Below are 24,284 nucleotides of genomic sequence, written 5' to 3'. Positions count from 1 at the left end.
TTATCACTTTATTTATATTTTAGTAAGATTTATATTTAAGAGTAATATTTCAATTTATTAGAAGTATTAATTAACTTGTGGGGTTTTATTATGTATGGAGGAAATTATATGGATATAATTATATTAAATGATAACAAGTTAAATTTAAAATACACTGGTAAAGAACTCTCTCCTTTATGGGCATTTAAGACATTTGGAACAAGGAAGGATAGTATAGTAGCTTTCATAGGGGAGATGGAAGTTAGTAAGGATAATATGAAAGACTTAGCAGATGTTAAGAAAGAGTTTAATATAGATTATCCAATAAAATCTGAGAAGGCTATAAACTTTATAGTTGAGCATTTTGATACAAACAATATAAAGGTTGCCTATCTTAGACAGAGGCTTTTAGTGATGATGGCTAAGGAAGTACTTAATGATTTTGGAGTTAAAGTAAGGAGAGAAGGAGATGATCTATACATTGGAGATAGAAAGTTATCTGTCTCTATAGCCTCTTCTGGGTTAGTGTCTCATAAGATACACTTAGGGCTTAATGTCTCTTCCAAAGGGCCTGAGCATGTAAAAGTTGTAGGTTTAGAAGAGTTTTTGAATGAAAATGAGATTAAGGAAGTGATGAAAAAGATAGCTCATAAGTATGTTGGAGAGGTTGAGAGAATAGAGAGAGATATTAGAAAAACCTTACCAATCCTTTAATATCTCTATAATTTTTTTTATTCCTAACTCTATTCCTCTCTTTTGTCTCTCAAGGACATTCTCAAAGGTTAAGAGGTTGGCATAAATATCTGTTGTAAAAACTTCCTCTTTTTTATTGGTTATTATGGCTATTGCTCCTCTACCAACTCCTGCAGTTGTTCCTATGGCTATGTCAAGATTTAACTTTTCTTTTAAACCTTTAGCCATAAGCTTAGCCACTAATAAGTCTTTCTCTTCAGAGTATGCCTTAGCATACTTATACTCAAAATCTGGCTCTGGGAGAGAGATATCTAAAAGTTTTTCAGCAGCATAGATAGAGGGGATAAACATTGAGGTTAAAACTCTAACCTCTCTAATTTTTTCAGGGAATTTATATTCTATATTAGGATAGCCAGCAGAAGCTTTATGTATGGTTAAACCTATCTGACCATGGGTAAAGCATTCAGCTGTTCCCACTGTTATCATCATTAACCACCATGAAGTGAGAGGATGAAAATTATAGGCTTAGATATTGGAGGAGCCAACACTAAGATAACTATTTTGGAAGGGGAGAAATATAAAATTGATACTCACTATTTACCAATGTGGAAGATGAAGGATAAGTTAGTAGAGGTTTTAAAAAATTATGATGCTGACTATGTAGCCTTAGTAATGACTGCAGAGCTTTCAGATTGCTATAAAACTAAGAAAGAAGGGGTTGAAGATATTATAGATAAAGTGACTTCAGTTTTTGACAATGTCTATATCTTTGATGTTAATGGCAAATTTTTAACTCCAGAGGAGGCTAAAAAAAGATACTTAGAGGTTTCAGCTTCAAACTGGATGGCTACAGCAGAATTTATTAAGAGATTTGTTTCTAACAACTGTATCTTAGTTGATATGGGATCAACCACCACTGACATCATTCCAATAAAAGAAGGAAGGGTTTTAGCTAAAAAAACAGATTTAGATAGATTGATGAATAACCAACTCTTATATGTTGGAGCTTTAAGAACTCCTCTACATTTCTTAGCAAGAAAAATAATATTTAGAGGAAAATTAACAAATGTGGCATCAGAATACTTTGCTATAACTGCTGATATCAACTATTTATTAGGGAAGGTTAAAAATTACAGCTGTGAAACTCCTGATGGTGGAGGGAAGGATAGAGAAGGTTGCTTAATAAGGTTATCAAGGGTTGTATGTGGAGACATTGAGATGATAAAAGAGGAAGAGCTCTATAGCTTAGCTAAAGAGTTCTATAAAAAATTGGTTGAGATGGTTAGAGAGGAAGTTAAAATCATCTTTGAGAGTTATGGGTTAGAAGAAGTTGTTACTGTAGGTTTAGGAGAAGAGATATTAAAAGAGGCTTTAAGGGAGTATAGGATAAAGTCTATAAAAGAGTTATATGATGAGAGTGTTTCCTTAGCCATGCCAAGTTTTTCAGTGGCTAAGTTGTTAAAACTTACTCTTCTTTCTTAGCTGGTTGTTTCCACTCCATATATCCACATCTTCCACAGGAATATCTATTTAAATGCTCAGCTAAGAACACCCCAGGACCACACTTAGGACAGAATCTTTTTAACCTAACTACTTTATCCCCCTCAACTTTATAATACTTGTATTTTGCTGTTTTCTTTCCCTTTGTCATCCTTTATCCCTCTTGCTCTTGTTCTTCTTCTAATTGGTTCTTTCTTATTATATGCTCTCTCTCAAAGTACTTTAAAAACTCTTCATTATCATAAACCTTAGCATAGCCTCTAACTCTCTGTAATCCTGTTTCTTGGTAGATAGATTCAACAATCAACAACTCTTTATTAACATTTAACATGGCTGCAAGCTTTAGCTTCACATCCTTAAATGTTGGAGTTGCTCCTTCATGATCCACTATAAACCTTATCTCCTTTCTGTGAGCTAAGGGGTTGTATCTCTCTGAAACTATTTTTATGTTCATCATCTTCACCTTTTCAAATTTTTTTAGTATTTCATCTATCTTCTTTTTTAGCTCATCATCTATTTTCAATAAAATAACTCCCTTATCTGGAAGCCCATAGGCAACATAAATGTTTTTTGGAAAATACTTTATTACCAGCAGGGCTAAAAGATCTTCTTCTCCTTCAACATATAAACCAATGTCATCATCATTTAATTGAGAGATATATTTAATCTTTTCTATTGCCTCATCTGATATATAACCAGGTGGATTACAAACTTTAAAAGTCTTCTTAAACTTATAATTTATCTTCACAGGGATATTTCTCTTAGTCTTCAAGTCATAGATAGCCAACTTTATCTTAACTCCCTTTTCTATGGCTGACTTTGTTACTATATCTCCAACAGTTACTATATAACCATCAACATCTGGAAATTCCTTATAGACTTTCCCAAAAGGCTTTCTCAGCTCTTCCCTTAAATGATCTGGAAGCTTCAGCATAATTTTACTCCTTAACTGATATTGCATATTTTCCTTTAACCTTTATTCCTAACAGCTTAGCTATCTCTGACTTTTCAGGGTCTAAGATTATTAACAAGCCTATCCACTTCTCACTTGTTGGGCTCTTACAGATAGGACACTCCTTTTCCTCTGTAAGATATTTACACTTTATACATGCTCTCATATCTTAACCCTCTTTTTTCTTCTCCTCTTCTATCCACTCCATCTTTCCTAACCCTGGCTGTCTCATGGTTAGAGCTATCTTACTTCCTCTCTTTCTATCACTCTTTAAGCTTATAGCCACTATTCTTGCTCTAACTGTATCCCCTACCTCAACAACCTTCTTAGTCTCATTTCCTATAATAGCTTCTCTTTTTGGGTCATAGCTAACATAGTCATCCATAATTTGAGAAACATGAACTAAGCCATCCAATGGGCCAAGTCTAACAAATAATCCAAAGTCTACAACATCAACAACTTCCCCCTCAACAAGCTCATAGATCTCTGGCTTATATATGAGAGCTTCAAATACTACAGGATGATAAGCTGAGCCATCTCCATGTATCACTCTTCCCTCCCCAATTTCCTTAACATCAATTATAGAAAGGACAAACCCTAAGTTTTTTTCTAACATTCCCTCATACTTCTCTATTAATATCTCTTTAACTGTTTCCTTTAGATCACTTCCAAATTTTGAGGGAGGAATTCTAACAACATCTGCAACTTCTAAAATTTTATACAAGTCCATCACCTAAAAAGAGGTTAAATTTAAAAAAGCATTAACCTTAATAATAATTAAAATTTTATATAAATTTTGGTGTATGCTGTATGGATCTGATAAAATTTAAAGAGAGAGGGATTAAAAAGAGAGAAGCTTTAGATTTATTTTATGAGGAAGACTTTTATGACATTTTAAAATTTGCTGACCAACTGAGAAAGGAGGAGGTTGGAGATGTAGTTACTTATGTGGTTAATAGAAATATCAACTTCACAAACATCTGCTACTGTAACTGTAAGTTCTGTGCCTTCCATGTTCCTGAAGAGGATGAGAAAGCTTATTTCTTAGATATAAAGGAAATTGTTAAGAAAGCTATTGAAGCTAAACAACTGGGATGTACAGAGGTTTGTATCCAAGGAGGTTTACACCCTAAGATAGACACTTACTACCAAGCTGAGATTTTGAAGGCTATTAAGGAGAGAGTTGATATACATATACATGCCTTCTCTCCAATGGAGGTTTATTTTGCTGCTGAAAATGCTAATTTAGATGTTGAAGAGGCTCTTAAAGTATTAAAGGAGAGTGGCTTAGACAGCATGCCAGGAACAGCTGCTGAGATCTTAGATGATGAAGTTAGAGAAAAAATTTGTCCAAACAAGATAAAGACTAAAGAATGGGTTTATATTATAAAGAAAGCTCATTCCTTAGGAATTCCAACAACTTCCACTATGATGTATGGGCATGTTGAAGACTATAAAGATTGGGTCAATCATCTATTTTTATTAAGGGAGATTCAAGAGGAAACTAAGGGGTTTACTGAATTTGTTCCACTATCATTTATGTATAAACTTTCTCCACTCTACAGAGATGGGAAAAGTAGGGCTGGGGCAAGTGGGATAGAGGATTTAAAAGTCTTTGCAATTAGTAGAATAATCTTTTATAGAGTTTTAAAGAATATACAAGCCTCTTGGGTAAAGCTTGGGAAGAAGTTGGTTCAAGTATCCTTAAGAGCTGGGGCTAATGATGTAGGTGGAACCCTAATAGAGGAAAACATTTCCAAGAGTGCTGGGGCTACAGTATCATCAATGAGCATTGAAGAGATAAAAGAGATGATAAGGCAAGTTAATCTAAAGCCAGCTCAGAGAGATACTTTATATAAGTTGATAAGATATGATTGATGAAATAGTTAAAAGCATTAATTCTAAATTTCTAAATAGGAAGTTATTAACAAAGGAAAATAAAAATAAGCTTTACTATGCTGTTAAACAACCTGATGGTTTTATTAAAGTTGTTCTACCTTTTTGCTTTGAGAATAAGAAGTTTTTAAAGTTAGAAGATTATAAAGATGGAATAGAAGGAGCTACACAGAGAGTTATAGAAACCATAAAAGAGAATGTCAATAATTTTCCTGAACTTGCTGGCTATTTTAGGAGAAGATATAGAGAGCTTTATGAACCCCTAACTGTTGTCAATTGTGACCTAAACTTTGGAGCAAACCTTTGGAGAGCTGATAAATATAACTATATAGAAAAAGATAAGATTTTTTTAATCTTAAGGATGGTCTTTGATAGAGAAGAGAGGGTTAAGGAGAGAGTGGATGAGATAGCTGAGGAGATCAATAAAATTATTGAAAATGTTGATATAAATATTCTAATTGATGAGGCAAAGAATATAATTGATCAAAAATATTTAAGAAGTATTTTAAAAAACTTGGGGTTAGTCTCTTTTATAGCCAATGGTTCAAGAGTAGCAAGAGAATACACTGAGGTTAGGAAACACTATAGAATAGCTGGACCTAAGAAGGATAATATTTCTTTCTACTGTCCAGAGGGGTTAGAGCCTATAGAGATAAAATTAAGATATAGAAAAGTTAAAGGCTTGGGGATTAAAGAGAAAGAAATCTTTATTATCACTGGAAGAAATGCTCAAGGGAAATCAACTCTTCTACAGGCTATAGATAGTGGCCAAGATGATCATCTTATTGGAGATGGGAGAGAATTTATAATTACAACAAAAAGTTTATCTAAAGCTTCAGCTGGAACTATGGAGATGAGGGGAGAAGATATAAGCCTATTTTTTGAAAAACTTCCTGAGGGAATTAAGGGAGAGCCTAAAAGTGTTTATGGTACAGCTTCAGGCTCTATGACTATGGCTTATCAAATACAGAAAGCTATTAAGCTAAAGAAAAAGTTAGTTTTAATTGATGAAGATAACTCAGCTGTTAATCTCTTAGTTGAAGGATTATTAAATAAAAAGTTTGAGGGGGTTAAGCCACTCTCTTATATAATAAGAAAGGAGAGGGAAAAGTTGAGAGAAACAGGGTTTATTATAGTAACAAGCTCCTTAGACTTACTAACAGCTCTTGGAGATAGGGCTATGATTATTGAGAACCATAGAGCTTACTATTTAAATTTGGAAGAGTTTAGGAAAGAGCTCTCTAACTATTATAAAAAGTTGGCTGAGGAGATAGTAGATGATAACTTTAATAGGAAGTAAGTTAGCTAAGGAAGGAGAAAAATTTATTTACTTGGGAGAGTTAGAAGAGTGTAAAGACTGTAAATTTAAAAATCTTTGTCATAACTTAGAGGTTGGTAGAATTTATAAAATAAAGTCTGTTAGATCAACAAACCATAGGTGTAAGATCCACTTAGGTGGAGTTAAAGCTGTTGAAGTAGAGATTTCTGAAATTGAAGCTATCATAGAAAGTAAAAAAGCTTTAGAAGGATTATCATTTACTTACTCCCCAATTTTATGTGATAATAGTGACTGTGAAAACTATAAATTTTGTGTTCCTCAGGGATTAGTTGAGGGAGATAAGGTTAGAGTTGAGAAGGTTTTAGAGAGAGTAGAGTGTAAAAATAACTTATCTTTAAGGAAGGTTATTTTAAGGTTAATTTAGTTGCAAATTTTTGTAACCTTTTATTTTTTAAAAATTTAGCTAATTTTTACCTTAATTTTTGAAATCTCAATTTTAATTAAGTTTCATTTCAAGAAACAAAGTTATAAACTTTTTCAATTCGTAAGCTTTATATACTACTATGGCCATAATGTTATACCGTCAAAACATAAAATTAGGTGAAAGAGATGGCAATGAGTTTAAAGAAAATAGGTGCTATAGCTGTTGGAGGAGCAATGGTAGCTACAGCCTTAGCAAGTGGAGTTTCCGCTGAAGTTACAGTTATAGGGGAAGTTTCTAAAGATATATTTGTTAAAGATGGACAGCCAAACTGCTACGTTGTAGTCGGTGCAAACGCTCCATCAACTATGGACGTTGTTTCAGCTGCTGACGTTGCTGCAGCTATAGGTAGCTTATGCTATAAAGAGAGTACAGTTGATACTGGAAAGGCTTGCTTAGATGTTCATGTGTGTTCTAAAAGTGACGATGAATTAATATATGACCACGGTACTTTATTAACAGAGCCAACAATCTTTATAACCGCTTCTGATAGTGATTATGCAGACGACTTAGTAAGTAACTTAGGGGTTTTAGACGTTAATGATATGAAAGACTTACAAAATATCCCAATGTATAATGCACAAGTTAGTAGTGAATATGCTTTAGTATCAAAAATATTAGAAGATTTAGGTAATCCAACTCTTTCAATAACTTTTAATATAAATGAAAGAACAATTACAAATGCCAAATTAAATATTAACCAAGATAATATAAATGGTAATGAGTTATTAAATGATATTAAATTAGCTTTAGGTGAAGATGAATATAATAAGTTTATTGATGCAATATTAAGTAAAGATCCTACCAAATCAGACATTGTTGTTAATATAGTGGATAATGGAGATGGTACTTATACAGTAACAATAGACTTACAAAAAGTTATTGAAAAATTAAAAACTGTAATGGATACAAGAATTAGTTTAGGTTCAATGGGAACTATGTTAAAAATTGATGATATAGATCCAAGTGATTGGTACGACATTGATGACGATGCTGGAGAAGTCTTAGCAGTAATAGTTAAACCAGATCCAAACGATCCAGAATCTTATGTAATCGACAAAAAAGATGCTTTATATATGAGTTTAGCATATTTAGATGGAGAATCAAATCCATTATTGACTAGATGTATAGATAAAGGAATGGTAATTCCATTCTTAGGATCATCTTGGACAGTTGGTAAAGTTGATGCTGATGATGATTATATATTACTTGGAAAATGTGTATATTCAGACGTAATGCAAGAAGGTACAGTTTATGATCTTGGAAACGGTTATCAGGTAAAAGTTTCAAATATATTACAAGATATTCCACAAAATGTAGCAAAGGTTAAAGTAGAAATTCTAAAGAATGGTCAAGTAGTAAAATCAGAGTTTAAAGAAGCTCCATTCACTCTATACTATAAAGAAGGAGACATAGCTGTTGTTGTACATAAAGCATGGCAGAATATTCCACAACAAACAGGATTTGCAGAACTTAAGATACTAACTAACTGCAAAGAATTAGATTTAGGTAAAGAATATGTTCCAGATTGGAAAATATATGCTGTTGTAATGGATAACAATAAATTAGTATTAAGTAAAGATATTAAAACTGGAGATTGTGTAGTTGGTATAGCTTTAAGATATGAAGGAGATAAGTTGGATGGATTAGAAAATGGAGACGAATTAAGTTTCCCAGAGGATTATGCAGTATTTAAGTTTGATGATGAAGACAAGAAAGATAGGTTATATGTTTACTATTCAATGGATACTACAAAATCCATATGCTTAAAGCCAGGTCAAGAACAGCCTATATTAAATGCAGATATAAAATTAAATGAGATAGAGGCTAATGCAATAAAACCATGTCCAGTCTCTACTCCAATAGCCAAATTAGACACTGAAATTAGCTTAGATGCGGCTGATAAAAACTTAGTCTTAATTGGAGGGCCTGTAGCAAACAAATTAACAAAAGAGTTAGTCGATATGGGCAAAATAAGTTTAGACAACGATAGTCCAGCAACTATAGCAGTAATTCCTGGCGCAGCTAACGGACATGACGTTGTAGTTGTAGCTGGTGGAGATAGATACAAGACAAGAGAAGCTGCTAAATACTTAATAGAAAAATTGGCTGAACTTGAATAAATCTTCAAATCTTCTTATTTTTTTATTAAATTATATTAACACATTTACATAAAAAAGTTCATTTTGGTGAGTATTATGAGAAAAATGGTATTAATATTAGTAATGTTAACTTTAGCATTAATAGTAATGAGTGGAGCTTATGCTAAAGGTAATGGATGGAAAAGCTCTCCATATATAAGGTGTCCTGATGTATCTCAAGATATTAAATCTTATACTTTAAAAGTATTTATACAAACAGCTGATATTTATGCAGGAACTGCTTCAGATTTAGATCTTGCTAAAGAGCTGAAAATTAATCCAGTATTAATAACAAATACAAATAATAATATAGAAATAACAAAAGACACTATCCTAATCGGAGGGCCAGTGGCAAACCCATTAACTAAGAAGTTAATGGATAAGTTCCCGGTTAAAGTAACTAATGAATATCCAGGAAAGAATAAGGGAGTTATTGAAATGATTAAGTTGAATGTTAAGATCTCCGATCATCTCTACAAAGAAGTTAAAGTTCTACTCTTAGCTGGTTCAGACAGATGGGGAACTAAAGCTGCCGTAGAGTACTTTAAAACCTTGGATTATATTCCAGAGGAACCAATCTTCGTAGAATGGAAAGACGGAAAGGCTGTTAAAATAGAGAAGCCTTAAGGTTTTTATAAAGGTTTTTCAAAGTTTTTCTTGAGGTAAAATATGAAAATACATCCTAAAAACTTAACTCTACCTCTTTTACTTATTTTTATTCTCTCCTCTTTTACATATCTCTACTTTTTTCCACCAGAGCCAACTTATAAGAAAATAGCTGAAGTTAAAGAAGATGATTATGTTATTTTAAGAGGAGATATTTCTAAAATTTATGCTAAGAAAAATAAATATAATGAGATTGAAAAAATTTATAAAATTAGAATTATTGATGATTCTGGAGATATAGATATTGTAGCCTTTGGTAAAGTGAGAGAAGAACTAACCAAGTATATAAAGGAGAAGAATATCTTAGAAGGAGATTATGTTGAAGTTAAAGGGAAGGTTTCAGTGTATAAAGGAAGATATCAGATTATACTAAGGGATATTAAAGATTTTAAACTTCTTTTGAAGAAGAATTTTGAAGATAAAATAACCTTAGCTAAAAACAAAACTAATATATATGCATCAAAATACTCAAAAATTTACCATACAAATAAAGATTGCCCATATGGTAAGAAAATTAAAGAAGATAATAAAATTTATTTCTACTCTGAGGAAGATGCCTTAAACTTAGGGTATAGGAAATGTAAGTGGTGCTCAGAAAAAGATAAAGAATAATAATTATATATTAAAAGCTAAAAAATTTAAATTAACTTTAAACTATTAAAGGTGTCTAATCATGGTGAAGATGATAAGAAAAGTTGTTAAAGAAATTGATCCTCTAAAAGATGCTCTTCTTATTGAAGGGCTTCCAGGAATTGGACATGTTGGTAGGTTAGCAGCTGAGCACTTAGTTCATGAGTTCAATGGAGAACTCTTTTTAGAGCTCTACTGTTATGACTTTCCCCCACAGGTTTTAGTTAAAGATGATGGAACTATTGAATATATGAGAGCTGAATTTTATAAGATAGAGGAGCCTAAGCCAATGATCATAGTTTTAGGGAATACTCAGGCTCTCTCTCCAATAGGACAGTATCACCTATCTGAGGAGATTGTTAAGATAGGCATAGAATATGGAGCCTCTTTTGTCTACACCTTTGGAGGCTTTGGGACAGGAAAGATTAGTGAAGAGCCTAAGGTTTATGGAGCAACAAACAGAAAAGAGTTAGCTGAAAAGATAAAGGAGCATGGAGTTGAGTTTAGATCAGATGGTGGAGGAATAGTAGGAGCTGCTGGTTTAATGCTACTCTTTGCTGATCTTAACAACCTACCAGGAGTTTGTTTAATGGGGGAAACTCCTGGTTATCTAATAGACCCAAATGCAGCTAAAGCAGTTCTTGAAAAATTCTCATCTATTGAGAATATAAAGATAGATATGGAAGAACTTAAAAAGAGAGCTAAGAGTATGGAACAATTTATAGAGAGAATTAGAAAGTTTGAAGAAGAGATGGTCAAGGCTATGCAAAAACCACCAAGTGATGAGGATCTAAGATATATTGGTTAATAAATATCAAATAATTCTCCCAAAGTAGCTTTTTTATCTGTTTTAATTACCTTTGGAATCTTTCCCTTAACTCCTACAAGCTCTCCAACAACTATAAAAACTCCATCTATTCCTTCTATGTTATCAGCTCTCTCTAAGCCTCTCTGTATCATCTCCTCTTTATCTTTTCCAATAGTTACATTACAGATAGCTGTAGCTGAGGCATCAGCTAAAGCTGGGCTTTTGGCAAAGACTGTTACAGAGTCAGCATTACCAAAGCTTATAGAATGTCCAACAGTTGCTGATGATGTACAAACCCCATAAAACTTTTTATTTTTTATTAAAAATCCAATCTCTCCAGATATTGGAGATGAGCCAGAATATAGGCCAACAATAGCTTTTTTAGTTTTTAAGGCAATGTCTCCACCATTATCTGCTATAGCTTCAGTAGGCACATCTCTAATAGAGAGCTCAGCAATGGCTCCAGCAACACTTGCCATAGGTCCAACATTGGCTTTTATGGAGGAGAGGGACATAAGCTTAATAATCTCTGGAGCCTCTTCAACATAGATAGGAGTTAAAGAAGTTAAAAAATAAGGATTTTTTAAAATATAGTGTTCAAGCTCAGCTCTTAATCTAATTACATTCTCCTCTACAAATTTAAAGTATCTCTGATCCTTTAACTTAACCAATAAATTAGTTTCTTTAATAATAACTCTTCTCCTGAACATTTTTTATAAATCCTCCAAAATTTCTAATAAAATCTCTTTACTTTTAAGAGCATCTCTTAAATTTTTATTTTCTATGGTTAGGATTTTATCATAACCTATCTTCACCAACTTTTTAAGCACTCTATAAAAATTAATCTTCCCCTCTCCAATAGCAAGATGCTCATCCCTCTCTCCATTGTTGTCATGAATGTGAATATGAATAATTTTATTCCTTAGCTCATCTATGAACTCTTCAATATTTCCAACAGTGTTAGCATGTCCAATATCTAAAGTAACCCCTAAATATTTTGAGTCTATCTCATTTAAGATATTTTTAAGTTCTTCAGCCTTTTGGCATAAAACTCCTGGAAAGTTTGGCATATTTTCCAAGCCTAATTTTACACCATAGTCCTCAGCAATCTCCACCAACTTCAAAATTGTTGAAAAGTTGTTATCTAAAACCTCCTCTTTTAAGTCTTTCCAAAGCTCTGGGATATAACCAGGGTGTATAACAACTAACTCAGCATCTAACTCATAAGCTCCTTCAATAGCATCCCTAATACAGTTAATAGTTAGTTCTCTAACCCTATAGTTCATAGAGGCAGGATTTAGATCAGCAAATGGAGCATGAACAACTATATCAACCTTATACTTTTCTTTAGCATCTCTCAAGAGCTTTATATTCTTAACATCTAAGTAGTGGTTTCCCTCACAAACAACTTCCCAGACACTGAACTTATTGGTTATCTTATTTAAAGCTGAGTCTAAGCTCTCTGGTAGAAAGACTAAGGAAGAGATCCCAAACCTCATACTTCTACCTCCCTCTTGTAGTAGAGAAGTTCAGCCTTTTTACAGTAAAGATATATTAAGTTATTGGCTAAGATGAACAAAAATATGGTAAACCATTTATTAATAAAAATAAATATGAGTGCTAAAGCTGGAAGTGAATAGATAAGGTAGAGAATAGTTATAAAGAGAATATACTTAACATTAATCATTTTTTTGAATAACTCTTTCATCCTTAAGTAAGCTCTAAACCCAAATTTGGCAAAATCAACCTCTCCAATTGGAAAGTAGAAAAAGATGAGCAAGAAGGGAAAGAAGGAAATTAAGAGAACTATGATAATTGTGTAAATTAGAGGAACATTTAAATATTTTAAAACTATAGTAGGTAGGATGACAAATATTAAATAAATGGGGAAAAGTAAAGATAAAAACCAAGCAATATATTTAACTCCATTAATTAAGAGGGTAATTAAATTATATCTCTTTCCCTCTTTTAATATTTCCAAGTAAAAGCCACTCAAAATTATTGTGAAGAAAAGTAAAAATATATACTTATTAAAATAAATTGATATAAACATAGCTATGGAGATAATAAAGATGATAAAGAGTTCTTCTTTTTTAATACATCTATAAGCTTCAATAAAGATATCTTTCATAAACTCACCTTCCATACTTTTGGTGATTAGATGGATGAGGAAGAATTTAGAGGGCTTTTTGAGGATAAGTTAAAGCTTTTTATTAAGGAAGAGCTGAAAAATTTGCCAAGGAATAATATTTTTGAGTTTGACATAAAAAAATTTATAGAGAAATTTCCAGAGGCTTGTGAAATTAATGATATCATCATTAAAAAGCCAAAGTTTGCTGAAGACATAATATATAGTATCTTTAAAGAGACTTATATAGAGATCTATGGGGAAGATGAGAAGATTGAAAAGATACAGATAGCCTTTAAAAATCCAATGGGTTGTTATAAGGTTATTGAAGATATCTCTGCTGAGGATGTTAATAGGTTAGTTAAATTTGAAGGAAACATTATAAAGGCTGGAAAGGTTTGTGCCCTACTTAAAAAAGCCTGTTTTGTCTGTCCTAAGTGTGGAAATATAAAATATATAAATATCCATAACTACTTTGAGCTTCCTGAACCTATCTGTAATAGAGAGAAGGATGGAGAAATCTGTAGAGAAAAGATGATTTTAGATTATGATGAATCAACCTATATAAATATACAGGAGTTAGAGATACAACAACCAATAGACTTAATGAAAAATCCTGATGACCCTCCAAGAAGCATTAAAGTTTTCCTTGAGAATAGTAAAGGAATTTACTCAGGAAGGGTTGAAGTTATAGGAACTGTCCTAAGAAAAAAGACAAGGAAGAACTTGCCAGTCTTTGAAATATTTGTTAGAAGTAACTATATAAATCTCTCTGAAAGCTATCAGAGGATTGAAGTTAGAGATATAATAAATAATCCAGAAATTATAGAGATCTTAGATGAGCTTGGAAGGAAGAAAAATATTATTGATATCTTGTCAAACTATTTAATTTACCAAATAAAGGGCTATGAGATTGTTAAGAAAGCCATCTTCTTACAGCAGATTAAAGGGGCTTTCAAATTCTTACCAGATGGAACCCCACTAAGGAGAGATAGCCATATCTTGCTAATAACTGACCCTGGGATTGGAAAGACAACAATGCTTAAGAGGATATCAAGGCTTTTTCCACAAAATGCTTATGCCTCTGTCACCACAGCTACAGGAGGAGGTTTAACTGCTATTGTTACAAGGGAGAGCACAGAGATAAGTGATGGCTGGGTTGTCAAGCCTGGAGTTTTTGTTAAGGCAAATGAAGGAACTGCTTGTATAGATGAGCTAACTGTTGATAAGGATGTTATGAAATACATCTTAGAGGCTATGGAGAGTCAAACTATTCACATAAGTAAGGGAGGTTTAAATGTTAAACTACCTGCAAGGTGTGCAGTCTTAGCAGCCTGTAATCCAAAAAGAGGAAGATTTGATAGAAATTTAACTGTTATTGAGCAGATAGATATCCCAGCTCCTTTATTAAGTAGATTTGATCTGATCTTTCCATTAAAAGATATTCCAAATAGAGAGACAGATAAGGAGATAGCTGAATATATTTTAAAAGCTCACTATGAGAGTGCTAAAAAAGATTATCAGATCTTAGCCCCTATAGAGGTTGATGGTATAGTTGTAGATGAGAAGATTTTAAAATACTATATTATTTATGCAAGAAACTGTGCTTACATAGAGGAGAATAGAGCTTTATACTTAGACAATGAGTTTAGTGAAGTTAAGTTAAAGATGCCATACTTAACAAATGAGGCTATGAAGCTTATAGAAAATTATTACTTAGAGATGAGAAAGTTAGGAGAGGGAGATAATCCAATTCCTATAACAGCAAGACAGTTAGAAGCCATTATAAGAATCTCTGAGATGCATGCTAAAGCAAGACTGTCAGAGAAAGTTGAAAAGAAGGATGCTGAAGAAGCTATAAAGATTATAGATTACTGCCTAAAAGAGATTGCCTATGATCCAGAGTCTGGAACTTTAGATTTAGATAAGATAACTGGAACTCCAAAGTCAAGAAGAGATAAGATGGACTTACTCTTAGATATTATTAAGGAGATAATAGATGAGAGAGGAGACAACTTAGCTCCTGAAGCTGAGATATATGAGAGGGCTAAGGCTAAGGGAATGGATGAGAAAGATATTGAGAGAACCTTAGAATATTTAAGAAAAAGTGGAGACATATTTACCCCAAGATATGGATTTTATTCAATCTTAGAGTGATAGCATGTTAGTTAGAATGAGAAGGCTAAGGAAAAATGAGAAGATAAGAGAGTTGGTTAGAGAAACTAAGATTGATGTTAGTGACTTAATTATGCCTATCTTTGTAGATGAGAATATAAAGGATAAGAGGCCGATCAACTCACTCCCTGGACAGTATAGGTTTAGTGTAGAGAAAGCTATAGAGGAGGCTAAAGAGATAGCTAATTTAAATATTCCAGCAGTTATTTTATTTGGCATCCCTAAGGAGAAGGATGAAATTGGAAGCTCAGCCTTTAAGAAAGATGGAGTAATTCAAAGAACTATTAGAGGAATTAAGGAGGAGCTTGGAGATAACCTCTTAGTGATAGCTGACTGTTGTTTATGTGAGTATACAACACATGGACATTGTGGAATTGTAAAGGATGGAAAGATTTTGAATGATGAAACATTGAAGATATTGGAAAAGATAGCCTTATCCTATGCTGAGGCTGGAGCTGATATTATAGCTCCTTCTGATATGATGGATGGAAGGGTTAGAGTGATAAGAGAAGCTTTAGAAAGAGAGGGCTATCATGATGTTCTAATTATGAGTTATTCAGCCAAGTATTGCTCTTCCTTTTATGGTCCATTTAGAGAAGCTGCTGACAACAAGCCAGCCTTTGGAGATAGGAGAAGTTATCAGATGGATATACACAATGCTAAAGAGGCTTTAAGGGAGATAGAGCTTGACATTAATGAAGGCTCAGATTTAATTTTGGTGAAGCCAGCACTTCCTTACTTAGATATAATAAAGATGGCTAAGGAAAGATTTTTAGTTCCTATTGGTGCCTACTGTGTTAGTGGAGAGTATGCAATGGTTGAAGCTGCTGCAAGAAATGGGTGGATAGATAGGAAGAGAGCAATATATGAAATTTTGGTTAGCATTAAGAGGGCTGGAGCAGACTTTATTATTACTTACTGGGCTAAAGAGTTTGCTCAAATGATGAGGTGATCATTTGAAATTATATGTTGATTTTGGAGGCTACTCAGCAATAGAAAAAGGAAATTTAATAATTCCAAGGGAAAATATATTAAATAAAGAAGACTTTGACAAAATTGAAGTTGGGGAAGTTGTAGATATTTACTCAAAGAGAGGAAAATTTTTAGGGAGAGGGTTTAAGAATCCTGCTGAAGTTAGGATAATGACTCTAAGGAAAGAGGAGTTAGATGAAAATTATTTTAGAGAGAAAATAGTAAATGCTAATAATTATAGGTTAGAGCTTGGCTTTAAAGACACTTATAGGATGGTTTATACTCAATCAGATTGGCTGAATGGCTTGGTTATAGATAAGTTTAATGAACTCTCAACTATCCAAATATTTAACTATGGAATTGAGAAGTATAGAGATGTAATTGTAGAAACCTTAGAAAGCTTAGGAATAGATACTATCTATGAGAAGAGTACAGGAAGAAATAGAAAGAGGGCTAAGCTTCCAGAGGTTGAAGGTTATCTATTGGGAAATAAAAAAGAAACCATCATTAGGGAAGGAGAGGCTAAATTTATAGTAAGAATTGATGGGCAAAAAACAGGCTTCTTCTTAGACCAGAGAGAGAATAGATTAGAGTTAGAGAAATTCATTAAGCCAGGAGATAGGGTTTTAGATGTCTTCTGCTACACCGGCGGATTCTCTGTCCATGCAGCTATAAGAGGAGCTTACGTTACTGGAATAGATCTGTCTAAGAAAGCTCTAAGCGTAGCTGAGCAAAATATGGAAATTAATAATATCCCTAAGGATAGATATGAATTTATTGAAGGAAATGCCTTTGAGATCTTAACAGATCTTGCCGATAGAGGAGAGAAGTATGATGTTGTTATCTTAGATCCTCCAGCATTTGCTCAATCAAAGAAATACTTAAAAAATGCTATAAGAGGTTATCATGCTCTAAATAGATTAGGGGCTAAGTTGGCTAAAAGAATGTTAGTTACTTGCTCTTGTTCACAACCAATAGAGCCAGATGCTTTTAAAGCCTTGGTTATTGATGCCTGCTTAAAGGCAAGAAAGTGGGCTAAGATTATTAAAATTGGCTCACAAGCTCCAGATCATCCAATAACATCAAAGGGAACAGAGTATTTAAAATGTCTATTTTTAGGTGTTGAGGAGATATAGATGCATAAAAAAGTGGAGCCAAAATTTGGGGTTATAACAGTAAGTACAAGCAGATATAAAGCTCTCTGCTTAGGAGAAGAAGTTAGAGATGAATCTGGGACTTTTTTAAGGAATGAGTTAAAGGCTAAGTGTTACACAATAGTGCCAGACAATAGAGAGATGATAAAAGGAGCTATAGACTTTTTTATAGACAAGTTTAAGGTTAACTGTATAGTCCTAACTGGGGGCACAGGTTTAGAAAGGGAAGATGTGACAATAGAAACCTTAAAGGAGATGTTTGAGAAAGAATTAGAAGGATTTAAAATTATCTTTCAATTATTAAGTTATGAAGAAGTGAGATTTAGAACAATACTATCAAGGGCTACTGCAGGAATTTATAGGAAAACTTTAATCTACTCTCTCCCAGGCTCTCTAAATGCCTGTAAGCTTGGAGCTAAGATTATTAAAGAAGAAAGTTCTCACATCTTAGGGCATGTGGTGAAAGAATGAAGTTTTTAATTGTAGCCTCTACAAAAGACTTAGCAAGCATGAACATGGCTAAGCACTTTGACAATGTCTTTATAGTTGAGAAAGAGCTTTTAGATCTAACTCAGGATGATTTAGAGAAAGCAGATTTCTATATTTTTCTCTCTAAGCATAGAAGTTTAGCAAATAAGCCAAGCTTAACTGTCCATGTTCCTGGGAATTTAACAGAGAACTGTGAGAGAGGAAACCCTAAAGAGATTTGCCCATGCTCTCCAGAGTTAAATACAATCTTACTTAACAAAATTAAAGAGAAGAGCTTAGGGTTAAGTTATGAGGTTTGCTTTGAAGTGGTTCATCACACACCAACAGACTTAAAAGGAAAGGCTGTTTTTGTTGAAATTGGAAGCTCTGAAAAGGAGTGGAGAGATGAGAAAGCTGGAGAAGTGATGGCTAAAGCTGTTAAAGAAGCCATAGAGATAATTAAAAATAAAAACTATGAGGAGAAAGAGAGGGTTATAGGCTTTGGAGGAGGCCACTATGCCCCAAAATTCACAAAGTTAGCATTGGAGGGGAAGTATTACTTTGGCTACTTAGTTCCTAAGTATGCTCAAGTGGATGAAGATGTTCTGAACCAGATGGTTGAGAAGAGTGAAGTAGACAAGATATTAATAGATTGGAAAGGCTGTAGAGGAGAGGATAAGAGAAGATACATAAACTTTTTTGAATCCTTAGGGATACCATGGGAAAAGATCTAAGGGAAATTTTATTAAAATTTAAAAATGGAGAGATTAGTTTAGAAGATGCTGAGAGGCTGGTTAAGCTTAACTATTTTGAAGAAATTGAGGAAGAAATTAAATTAGATGTAAATAGAAGGTTAAGAACTGGCATTCCTGAAGTGGTTTATGGAAAGGGAAAGGGTGAGAAACAAATAGTAGAAGCTACTCTAAAATTGGCTGAGAGGAATGGAGTGGCGTTGGCAACTAAGATAGAGAATATAAAAAGAGTTGAGAGAAAGCTAAAAGAATATAACTTAAATAACTATATTGTAAAAATTAACAGAGTTGGAAAAACTTTATCAATAAGAAAGAAAGATTATAAAATAAAAAAATTTGGCTGTGTTGGGATTATAACAGCTGGAACCTCAGACATACCAATAGCTGAAGAAGCCATAGAAACCTTAAATTTGATGGGAATTAACTATATAAAAGCTTATGATGTAGGCATAGCAGGAGTTCATAGACTCTTCCCCTACTTAAAGAGAATGTTAAGCTCTAAAGTTTCTTGTATCATAGCCATAGCTGGAATGGAAGGAGCTCTTCCTTCTTTAGTGTCTTCTCTTGTTGATGTCCCAGTTATTGGAGTGCCAACCTCTACAGGTTATGGGATAAAGATAACTCCTCTACTCACTATGCTTCACTCCTGTTCTCCAGGGTTAGCTATTGTTAATATAGATAATGGCTTTGGAGCTGCAGTATTTGCAGGATTGATAGTTAAAAATCTTCTGAGGGAAGTTCATGATTAAAATAGTAGAAGGAGGGTTTGTTAGTAGATTTAATGAGAAAATAGAATTTGATAATCTAATAAAGGCTGTTAGCTTAGGCTATATTGCAGTTTTTTCAAAGGAGAACAACAAAATAAAGGAAGGATACTTATTTATCTCTGAGAATAAAATTATTGGAGTTTATATTAAAGATGATAAGGAATACTTTGGAGATGTAGAGAAGTTTAAAGAGTTCTATAAAAATCTTAAAGGAAATATATTAATTGAAGTTTATAAGTATAATAAAGACAAAATGAATTTAATGAAGTGGCTCTATCCTCAAATATTTAAAGTTAAGGAAGAAAAAGCTAAACAAGAAAAGAAAAAAGAAGAAGAAAGGAAAAAGAGAAAAGTTAAGTTAAAGCTTGGAAAGCTAATTAGTGAAGAGAAAGAATTTGAAAAATTCTTAGGAGAAGGTTATTATTTAATTCATATTTGTAAGGAGATTAAAGACTCTTTTGAGCAAGGATATCTAATTTTTAAGAATAAATCTTTAGTTGGAGCTATCTATGAAAATAACTTTGGAATTATATTTAAAGAGAATGCTAAGAATTACATTGATAACCTAATAAGGGATAGTAGCTCAAGGGTAAAAATCTTTAAACTGTCTGAAGAGGAGTTTAATAAAATCTTTGATCTATATCCTGATGCTAAGTTGGAAATTGTAGAGATCAGAGAAGAGGCTGAGGAAGAGCTAAAAGAGACATTTGAAGAACTTTCAAGGGAGGAGCTTTTAAAGAAACTTGGGATAAAAGAGCCAGATGAGGAATGGGTTGAGCAAATTATAGAAGATATTTTTAGGCCAACATCAGAAGAACTTGTTGAGTTACAGAATCAAATAAGAGAGGATATATATAACTATTTAATGAGTAATGAAAATATTGAAAAGGCTATAGTTGATGTTAAGGTAGATTGGGATAAGGAATATATTATAGATATTAATGTACAAGTTTCTCCAAAGAAGATATTAGGATTTATTAAAAAAGATATTCCTATAGATAAAATTAAATATGATATAAATAATAAAGTTAGAAATATTGTTTCTACAGGAAAAATAAGGATAAATGCTAAAATAGTGTGAGGGTTTTTCATGAGTTCAACACTAATTTTTTTAATAACCTTTATTACTGGTGGTTTGTTAGGTTATCTTTTCTATAATATGAAGTTAAAAAAAGAATATGAAAAAAAGGAGGAAATTGAAGAGGAGTTAGTTAAAAGCTTAAAAGAGTTAAAAAGTTATGTTGCTCCAAAAGAGGTTATTGAAGAAAGAGAGTTCTCAAAAGACTTTGACTTAGTGGAGTTAGCTTTAGAACATAATTTAATAGATATTATTGTAACTGATGAGGAGGGTTTAACTATAGCAACAACAATTAAAGATGAGAGTGACTTAGGGCCTAAGATAGTCTATATCTTTGAAAATATTATTAAAAATTTTCCAGATACAAGAAAGGTTATTATCTCAAAAAAAGAGAGCTATTTATATATTTTTAAGTCAATTATTGGAGAAGAGCCAATATATATTATTTTTGAGTCCAGAGTTATGCTAAACCCTGTTGATGAAAGAGAAGTAGTTAAAAAGATATATAAAATAGTAAGAGACAGATATTTAGAATGTATAAGAAGATTAGAAAGTTTAGAAGAAAAACCTATACTGGCAGAATAGTCCCTTTAATAGGGACATAAGCAGGAATCTTTAAATTTTTCCATATGGTCATGGCAAAGGCTAAGCTTTGATATCTCTCTCCATGCATCACTATAGCCTTCTCTGGCTTGGGAATCTTTTTTATATATCTTACTAAGGAGTTGTAATCTCCATGGGCTGAAAACTCTATCTTAACCACCTCTCCCCTAATTGGAATCTTATTCTTAAATGGCTTTATTTCTTTAATCCCTTCTTCTAAAGCCCTTCCTAAGGTCCCCTCTGCTTGGTAGCCAGTTAGAATTAACTTATTCTTGGGATCCTTTAACAGCCTAAGATACTTTAAAACTGGTCCCCCCTGAACCATCCCAGAGGTTGAAACTATAACACAAGGCTCATCTTTTTTAAAGATTCTACTCTCATCAGCTTTCTCTACATTTCCAAATGGATTTATTCCAGTCTCAATTAAGTTTTTTAGCTTAGGATTTAGCCAATCTGTATAGCTTAAGTATATGGATGTAGCATGAATCAGTGAGCCATCAGTAAATATCTTAGCCTCTAACTCACCAGATCTAATATAGTTGTTTAAAACTAACAATATCTCCTGAGCCCTACCAACAGCAAATACTGGAATAATAACCTTTCCTCCTCTTTCTATGGTTTCTTTAACCTCATTAACCAATTCCCTCTCTAAAACCTTCCTTGCAGGCTTTATATCTAAAGGAGATCCATAAGTGGCTTCAATTATCAAGATGTCTATGTCATCAATGTCAGTATCTGCTGCCCTAACAGTTCTTTGCATACTTTCATTAATATCTCCAGTGTAAAGAATTCTTTTTCCATCAATTTCTAAATAAATGGAAGAGCTTCCCAAGATGTGGCCAGCATTGTAGAGCTTAAATTTTAAATTCTCCCCTATCTTCTTCTCTTCATAGTAGTTGAGACATTCCACTGAAGATAGAGCTCTTTGAATATCTTCCTCTTTAAATGACTTTTGTAAATTTAGTGTGTCTCTCCAAGTGATAAACATTAAATCAGCTGTTGGAGGAGTACAATAAATCTTTTTAAAATTGTAAAATGGAATAGCCCCACAGTGGTCAAGGTGAGCATGGGAAACAATTAGAGGGGCATTATCATCTATCTTAGGAATCTCTCCAGTGTCAGGCATCATTCCACAGTCTAAGAAAACTCTATCTTTCTCTCCTATAACTTCTACACAACTCATTCCTATCTGATGGCATCCTCCATGAAATTTAAGCAAAACCATAACTATCTCTTTTTATATTTTTATTCCCCATTTGGTTCTAATCTCTTTAAATCTCTCCCTTAACCTCTTTGTTATCTCTCCAACTTTTTTATTATTTATAATTCTTCCATCTATTTCAAAGATTGGAACTATCTCAGCAGCTGTTCCAGTGATAAAGAGTTCATCAGCAGTATATAGATCATGTAAAGTTATTGGCTCTTCCCTAACCTCTATTCCTTCCTCTTTAGCCAACTTTATAACAACATCTCTTGTTATCCCCTTCAATATACTTAAGTATGGTGGAGAAGTTTTTAAAACCCCATTTTTGACAACAAAGATATTGTCTCCAGTACCCTCAACAACATAACCCTCTTTATCTAAAAGGAGAGCTTCATCAACATTTGCATAGTTAGCCAAAATTTTGGCTAAGACACTATTTAAGTAATTTAGAGATTTAACAGCTGGATTTAAAACATCTATTGGAGGCCTTCTTACAGAGACGGTTATAGCCCTAATCCCTTCCTCTCCCAAGAGAGGAGGCATAGGGATGGCTATACATATAATACTTGGCTCCTTACACTTCCTTGGGTCTAAGCCTAAGTCTCCTTCCCCTCTTGTAACTACAAGCCTTATATAAGCATCTTTTAAATTGTTAACCCTAAGTGTTTCTAAAACCACATCTATCATTTCCTCCTTTGTGAGAGGAATATCTAAACAGATGGATTTTGCTGAGTCATATAACCTATCAATATGCTCTTTCAGCATGAACACATTTCCATCATAAGCCCTTATTCCCTCAAAAACTCCATCTCCATAGAGTAAACCATGGTCAAAAACTGAAACCTTAGCCTCTTCCTTGGGAACAAATTTTCCATTTAAATAGATCTTCACTCTAACCACCCAAGTAATGTTTAAATAACAATTCTTTAAAAATTTTGAGCTAACTTATAAAAATTTTTTTAAGGTGAAATTTTTATGAAAGTTGTGGTTTCAGTTATAGGTAAGGATAAACCTGGAATTGTGGCTGGAATCTCATCAGTCTTAGCTGAAAATAATGCTAACATCTTAGATATAAGTCAGACAATAATGGAAGGACTTTTTGCCATGATTATGATTGTAGATATCTCAAACATAAAAGGAGATTTTTCAAGCTTAAAAAAGAAGCTTGTTGAGAAGGGAAAAGAGTTAGGAGTTGAAGTTATAGTCCAACATGAAGATATATTCAAATACATGCATAGGATTTAAATATCTTCTATCTCAGTAACTATATAGTTATCATCTTTCCCATCAAATCCCTTAACCAAGTAAGTCTTTCCATGTAACTTTAAATATATGGTATTTATAGTGTCATCAATTCCATACTCTTCCAACATATCTAAAAGGCCAGGGAAATAGTTTTCCAAGGTTGAAGAGGGGATATAGCATCTCTTTGATATGGTTCCAAAGTGTATCTTCCCTAAAACTTTAATTCTGACATCTACATCTTCAGGGTTAAGCTCCCCACAGACATTACATATATAGACTAAACCCCTTGGCTTGATCTTAGCTTCAACTAAGCTTTTACAGTTCTTACAATAATAGTTAACATAAATATTATTCTTTGAAAGCTCAAAGATGGCTGGAATCATTAAGTCTAAAACTTTTCCTCCTTTATAAAGCTCTTCCTCTGGAATATCCTCTATCTCTCTTGGGTATCTAACCCCCCTAACAACCTTCTCAATAATCTTTACACTCTTCTCCTCTGTAATCCTACCAAAGATTTCATAGCACTTCCCTTTCTCCAAGGGAATGGTTGTGATAAAGTTGGCTACTCCATCTCTATCTACAATAGTCCCTATGTAAAAGACATTTCCATCTTCACTTTCCTTCTTTCTAATATTTACTACCTTAACCTTAGCTATTATCTGGGTTCCAGGAACTAAGTTATTGATCTTACCTAAAACCATATCCTATCCCTT

General features: G+C 33.1%; 29 protein-coding genes and 1 pseudogene. 18 read left to right on the top strand and 12 right to left on the bottom strand.

The genetic code is table 11. The features are described from left to right. The first annotated feature begins 90 nt into the window (after positions 1-90). Positions 91-693: a DUF366 family protein gene (locus METIN_RS05330; protein WP_048203407.1), complete on the top strand. Its 603-nt coding sequence runs from the start codon at positions 91-93 to the stop codon at positions 691-693. Here the strand turns inward: METIN_RS05330 and METIN_RS05325 are convergent. Then, a complete protein-coding gene (locus METIN_RS05325) occupies positions 679-1,158 on the bottom strand; it encodes a UPF0254 family protein (RefSeq protein WP_013100469.1) in 480 nt (159 codons plus the stop codon). The genes METIN_RS05330 and METIN_RS05325 overlap by 15 nt on opposite strands. Positions 1,159-1,182: 24 nt before the next feature. Between METIN_RS05325 and mfnF the strand changes: the two genes are divergently transcribed. Further along, positions 1,183-2,154 carry a (4-{4-[2-(gamma-L-glutamylamino)ethyl]phenoxymethyl}furan-2-yl)methanamine synthase gene (gene mfnF, locus METIN_RS05320; RefSeq protein ID WP_013100468.1) on the top strand — a complete coding sequence of 324 codons (972 nt, stop codon included), beginning with the start codon at positions 1,183-1,185 and terminating at the stop codon, positions 2,152-2,154. Here the strand turns inward: mfnF and METIN_RS05315 are convergent. The 5 genes and pseudogenes from METIN_RS05315 to rpoE form a co-directional block, all read right to left on the bottom strand. Further along, positions 2,138-2,323 (bottom strand): 30S ribosomal protein S27ae, encoded by a 186-nt coding sequence (locus tag METIN_RS05315; RefSeq protein WP_013100467.1) that lies wholly within the window; start codon positions 2,321-2,323, stop codon positions 2,138-2,140. The genes mfnF and METIN_RS05315 overlap by 17 nt on opposite strands. Positions 2,324-2,326: 3 nt before the next feature. Next, entirely contained in the window at positions 2,327-2,626 is a 300-nt protein-coding gene (locus tag METIN_RS07585; protein ID WP_083771776.1) for a 30S ribosomal protein S24e, read from the bottom strand. 9 nt (positions 2,627-2,635) lie between these two features. After that, a pseudogene (locus METIN_RS05310) lies at positions 2,636-3,106 on the bottom strand (GTP-dependent dephospho-CoA kinase family protein); the annotation flags it as partial. Positions 3,107-3,110: 4 nt separating this feature from the next. Next, the gene (spt4, locus tag METIN_RS05305) at positions 3,111-3,290 is read right to left on the bottom strand and encodes a transcription elongation factor subunit Spt4 (protein ID WP_013100465.1); all 180 of its coding nucleotides are present in this window, start codon (positions 3,288-3,290) and stop codon (positions 3,111-3,113) included. 3 nt (positions 3,291-3,293) lie between these two features. Continuing rightward, the gene (gene rpoE, locus METIN_RS05300) at positions 3,294-3,848 is read right to left on the bottom strand and encodes a DNA-directed RNA polymerase (protein WP_013100464.1); all 555 of its coding nucleotides are present in this window, start codon (positions 3,846-3,848) and stop codon (positions 3,294-3,296) included. Between the two features lie 86 nt (positions 3,849-3,934). On the opposite strand from rpoE, the gene cofH reads away from it, so the two are divergent. The 7 genes from cofH (at position 3,935) to METIN_RS05260 (ending at position 11,025) form a co-directional block, all read left to right on the top strand. Beyond that, on the top strand, positions 3,935-5,002 hold the full coding sequence (cofH, locus tag METIN_RS05295) for a 5-amino-6-(D-ribitylamino)uracil--L-tyrosine 4-hydroxyphenyl transferase CofH (RefSeq protein WP_013100463.1): 1,068 nt from the start codon (positions 3,935-3,937) through the stop codon (positions 5,000-5,002). Beyond that, positions 4,995-6,320 (top strand): P-loop domain-containing protein, encoded by a 1,326-nt coding sequence (locus tag METIN_RS05290; protein WP_013100462.1) that lies wholly within the window; start codon positions 4,995-4,997, stop codon positions 6,318-6,320. The genes cofH and METIN_RS05290 overlap by 8 nt, the downstream gene beginning before the upstream one ends. Further along, positions 6,298-6,723: a UPF0179 family protein gene (locus METIN_RS05285; protein WP_013100461.1), complete on the top strand. Its 426-nt coding sequence runs from the start codon at positions 6,298-6,300 to the stop codon at positions 6,721-6,723. Before METIN_RS05290 ends, METIN_RS05285 begins: the two co-directional genes overlap by 23 nt. A 185-nt stretch (positions 6,724-6,908) precedes the next feature. Beyond that, positions 6,909-8,903 carry an S-layer protein gene (locus tag METIN_RS07455; RefSeq protein WP_013100460.1) on the top strand — a complete coding sequence of 665 codons (1,995 nt, stop codon included), beginning with the start codon at positions 6,909-6,911 and terminating at the stop codon, positions 8,901-8,903. A gap of 75 nt (positions 8,904-8,978) precedes the next feature. After that, positions 8,979-9,548: an S-layer protein gene (locus METIN_RS05270; RefSeq protein ID WP_013100459.1), complete on the top strand. Its 570-nt coding sequence runs from the start codon at positions 8,979-8,981 to the stop codon at positions 9,546-9,548. A gap of 42 nt (positions 9,549-9,590) precedes the next feature. After that, on the top strand, positions 9,591-10,199 hold the full coding sequence (locus METIN_RS05265; RefSeq protein WP_013100458.1) for an OB-fold nucleic acid binding domain-containing protein: 609 nt from the start codon (positions 9,591-9,593) through the stop codon (positions 10,197-10,199). Positions 10,200-10,260: 61 nt separating this feature from the next. Beyond that, positions 10,261-11,025, top strand: a complete 765-nt coding sequence (locus tag METIN_RS05260) for a proteasome assembly chaperone family protein (RefSeq protein ID WP_013100457.1) — start codon at positions 10,261-10,263, stop codon at positions 11,023-11,025. Here METIN_RS05260 and METIN_RS05255 read toward each other — a convergent pair. The 3 genes from METIN_RS05255 to METIN_RS05245 are packed head-to-tail and all read right to left on the bottom strand — an operon-like array spanning position 11,022 to position 13,156. Further along, positions 11,022-11,735: a UPF0280 family protein gene (locus METIN_RS05255; RefSeq protein WP_013100456.1), complete on the bottom strand. Its 714-nt coding sequence runs from the start codon at positions 11,733-11,735 to the stop codon at positions 11,022-11,024. The two genes, METIN_RS05260 and METIN_RS05255, sit on opposite strands and share 4 nt — an antisense overlap. A gap of 3 nt (positions 11,736-11,738) precedes the next feature. Continuing rightward, complete coding sequence (locus METIN_RS05250) at positions 11,739-12,524, bottom strand: sugar phosphate isomerase/epimerase family protein (RefSeq protein ID WP_013100455.1); 786 nt, start codon at positions 12,522-12,524, stop codon at positions 11,739-11,741. Next, positions 12,521-13,156 (bottom strand): hypothetical protein, encoded by a 636-nt coding sequence (locus METIN_RS05245; protein ID WP_013100454.1) that lies wholly within the window; start codon positions 13,154-13,156, stop codon positions 12,521-12,523. The genes METIN_RS05250 and METIN_RS05245 overlap by 4 nt, the downstream gene beginning before the upstream one ends. 30 nt (positions 13,157-13,186) lie before the next feature. Here METIN_RS05245 and METIN_RS05240 point away from each other — a divergent pair, with 30 nt between their 5' ends. The 8 genes from METIN_RS05240 to METIN_RS05205 are packed head-to-tail and all read left to right on the top strand — an operon-like array spanning position 13,187 to position 21,104. Beyond that, a complete protein-coding gene (locus tag METIN_RS05240; RefSeq protein ID WP_013100453.1) occupies positions 13,187-15,310 on the top strand; it encodes an ATP-binding protein in 2,124 nt (707 codons plus the stop codon). 4 nt (positions 15,311-15,314) lie between these two features. Continuing rightward, entirely contained in the window at positions 15,315-16,280 is a 966-nt protein-coding gene (gene hemB / locus METIN_RS05235) for a porphobilinogen synthase (protein ID WP_013100452.1), read from the top strand. A gap of 4 nt (positions 16,281-16,284) precedes the next feature. Continuing rightward, complete coding sequence (locus METIN_RS05230; RefSeq protein WP_013100451.1) at positions 16,285-17,436, top strand: class I SAM-dependent rRNA methyltransferase; 1,152 nt, start codon at positions 16,285-16,287, stop codon at positions 17,434-17,436. Continuing rightward, a complete protein-coding gene (locus tag METIN_RS05225; RefSeq protein WP_013100450.1) occupies positions 17,437-17,925 on the top strand; it encodes a MogA/MoaB family molybdenum cofactor biosynthesis protein in 489 nt (162 codons plus the stop codon). After that, positions 17,922-18,656, top strand: a complete 735-nt coding sequence (locus METIN_RS05220) for a D-aminoacyl-tRNA deacylase (RefSeq protein WP_013100449.1) — start codon at positions 17,922-17,924, stop codon at positions 18,654-18,656. The genes METIN_RS05225 and METIN_RS05220 overlap by 4 nt, the downstream gene beginning before the upstream one ends. Then, positions 18,641-19,423, top strand: a complete 783-nt coding sequence (larB, locus tag METIN_RS05215; RefSeq protein ID WP_013100448.1) for a nickel pincer cofactor biosynthesis protein LarB — start codon at positions 18,641-18,643, stop codon at positions 19,421-19,423. Before METIN_RS05220 ends, larB begins: the two co-directional genes overlap by 16 nt. Next, positions 19,416-20,522 (top strand): DUF2226 domain-containing protein, encoded by a 1,107-nt coding sequence (locus METIN_RS05210; RefSeq protein ID WP_013100447.1) that lies wholly within the window; start codon positions 19,416-19,418, stop codon positions 20,520-20,522. Before larB ends, METIN_RS05210 begins: the two co-directional genes overlap by 8 nt. Positions 20,523-20,531: 9 nt before the next feature. After that, entirely contained in the window at positions 20,532-21,104 is a 573-nt protein-coding gene (locus METIN_RS05205) for a hypothetical protein (protein WP_013100446.1), read from the top strand. On the opposite strand, the gene METIN_RS05200 is transcribed toward METIN_RS05205, so the two are convergent. Further along, positions 21,088-22,347 (bottom strand): MBL fold metallo-hydrolase RNA specificity domain-containing protein, encoded by a 1,260-nt coding sequence (locus tag METIN_RS05200; RefSeq protein WP_013100445.1) that lies wholly within the window; start codon positions 22,345-22,347, stop codon positions 21,088-21,090. The genes METIN_RS05205 and METIN_RS05200 overlap by 17 nt on opposite strands. Before the next feature lie 12 nt (positions 22,348-22,359). Next, complete coding sequence (gene ilvE, locus METIN_RS05195) at positions 22,360-23,217, bottom strand: branched-chain-amino-acid transaminase (protein ID WP_013100444.1); 858 nt, start codon at positions 23,215-23,217, stop codon at positions 22,360-22,362. A gap of 84 nt (positions 23,218-23,301) precedes the next feature. Between ilvE and METIN_RS05190 the strand changes: the two genes are divergently transcribed. Beyond that, positions 23,302-23,571: an ACT domain-containing protein gene (locus tag METIN_RS05190; protein WP_013100443.1), complete on the top strand. Its 270-nt coding sequence runs from the start codon at positions 23,302-23,304 to the stop codon at positions 23,569-23,571. On the opposite strand, the gene METIN_RS05185 is transcribed toward METIN_RS05190, so the two are convergent. After that, positions 23,568-24,272, bottom strand: a complete 705-nt coding sequence (locus tag METIN_RS05185; protein WP_013100442.1) for a hypothetical protein — start codon at positions 24,270-24,272, stop codon at positions 23,568-23,570. The two genes, METIN_RS05190 and METIN_RS05185, sit on opposite strands and share 4 nt — an antisense overlap. Positions 24,273-24,284 lie beyond the last annotated feature (12 nt).

This window comes from Methanocaldococcus infernus ME, assembly GCF_000092305.1.
Classification (GTDB): Archaea; AGJL01; Methanococci; order Methanococcales; family Methanocaldococcaceae; genus Methanocaldococcus; species Methanocaldococcus infernus.
The sequence above is the reverse complement of the archived record's forward strand: the minus strand, read 5'-3'. Positions and strand labels throughout refer to the sequence as shown.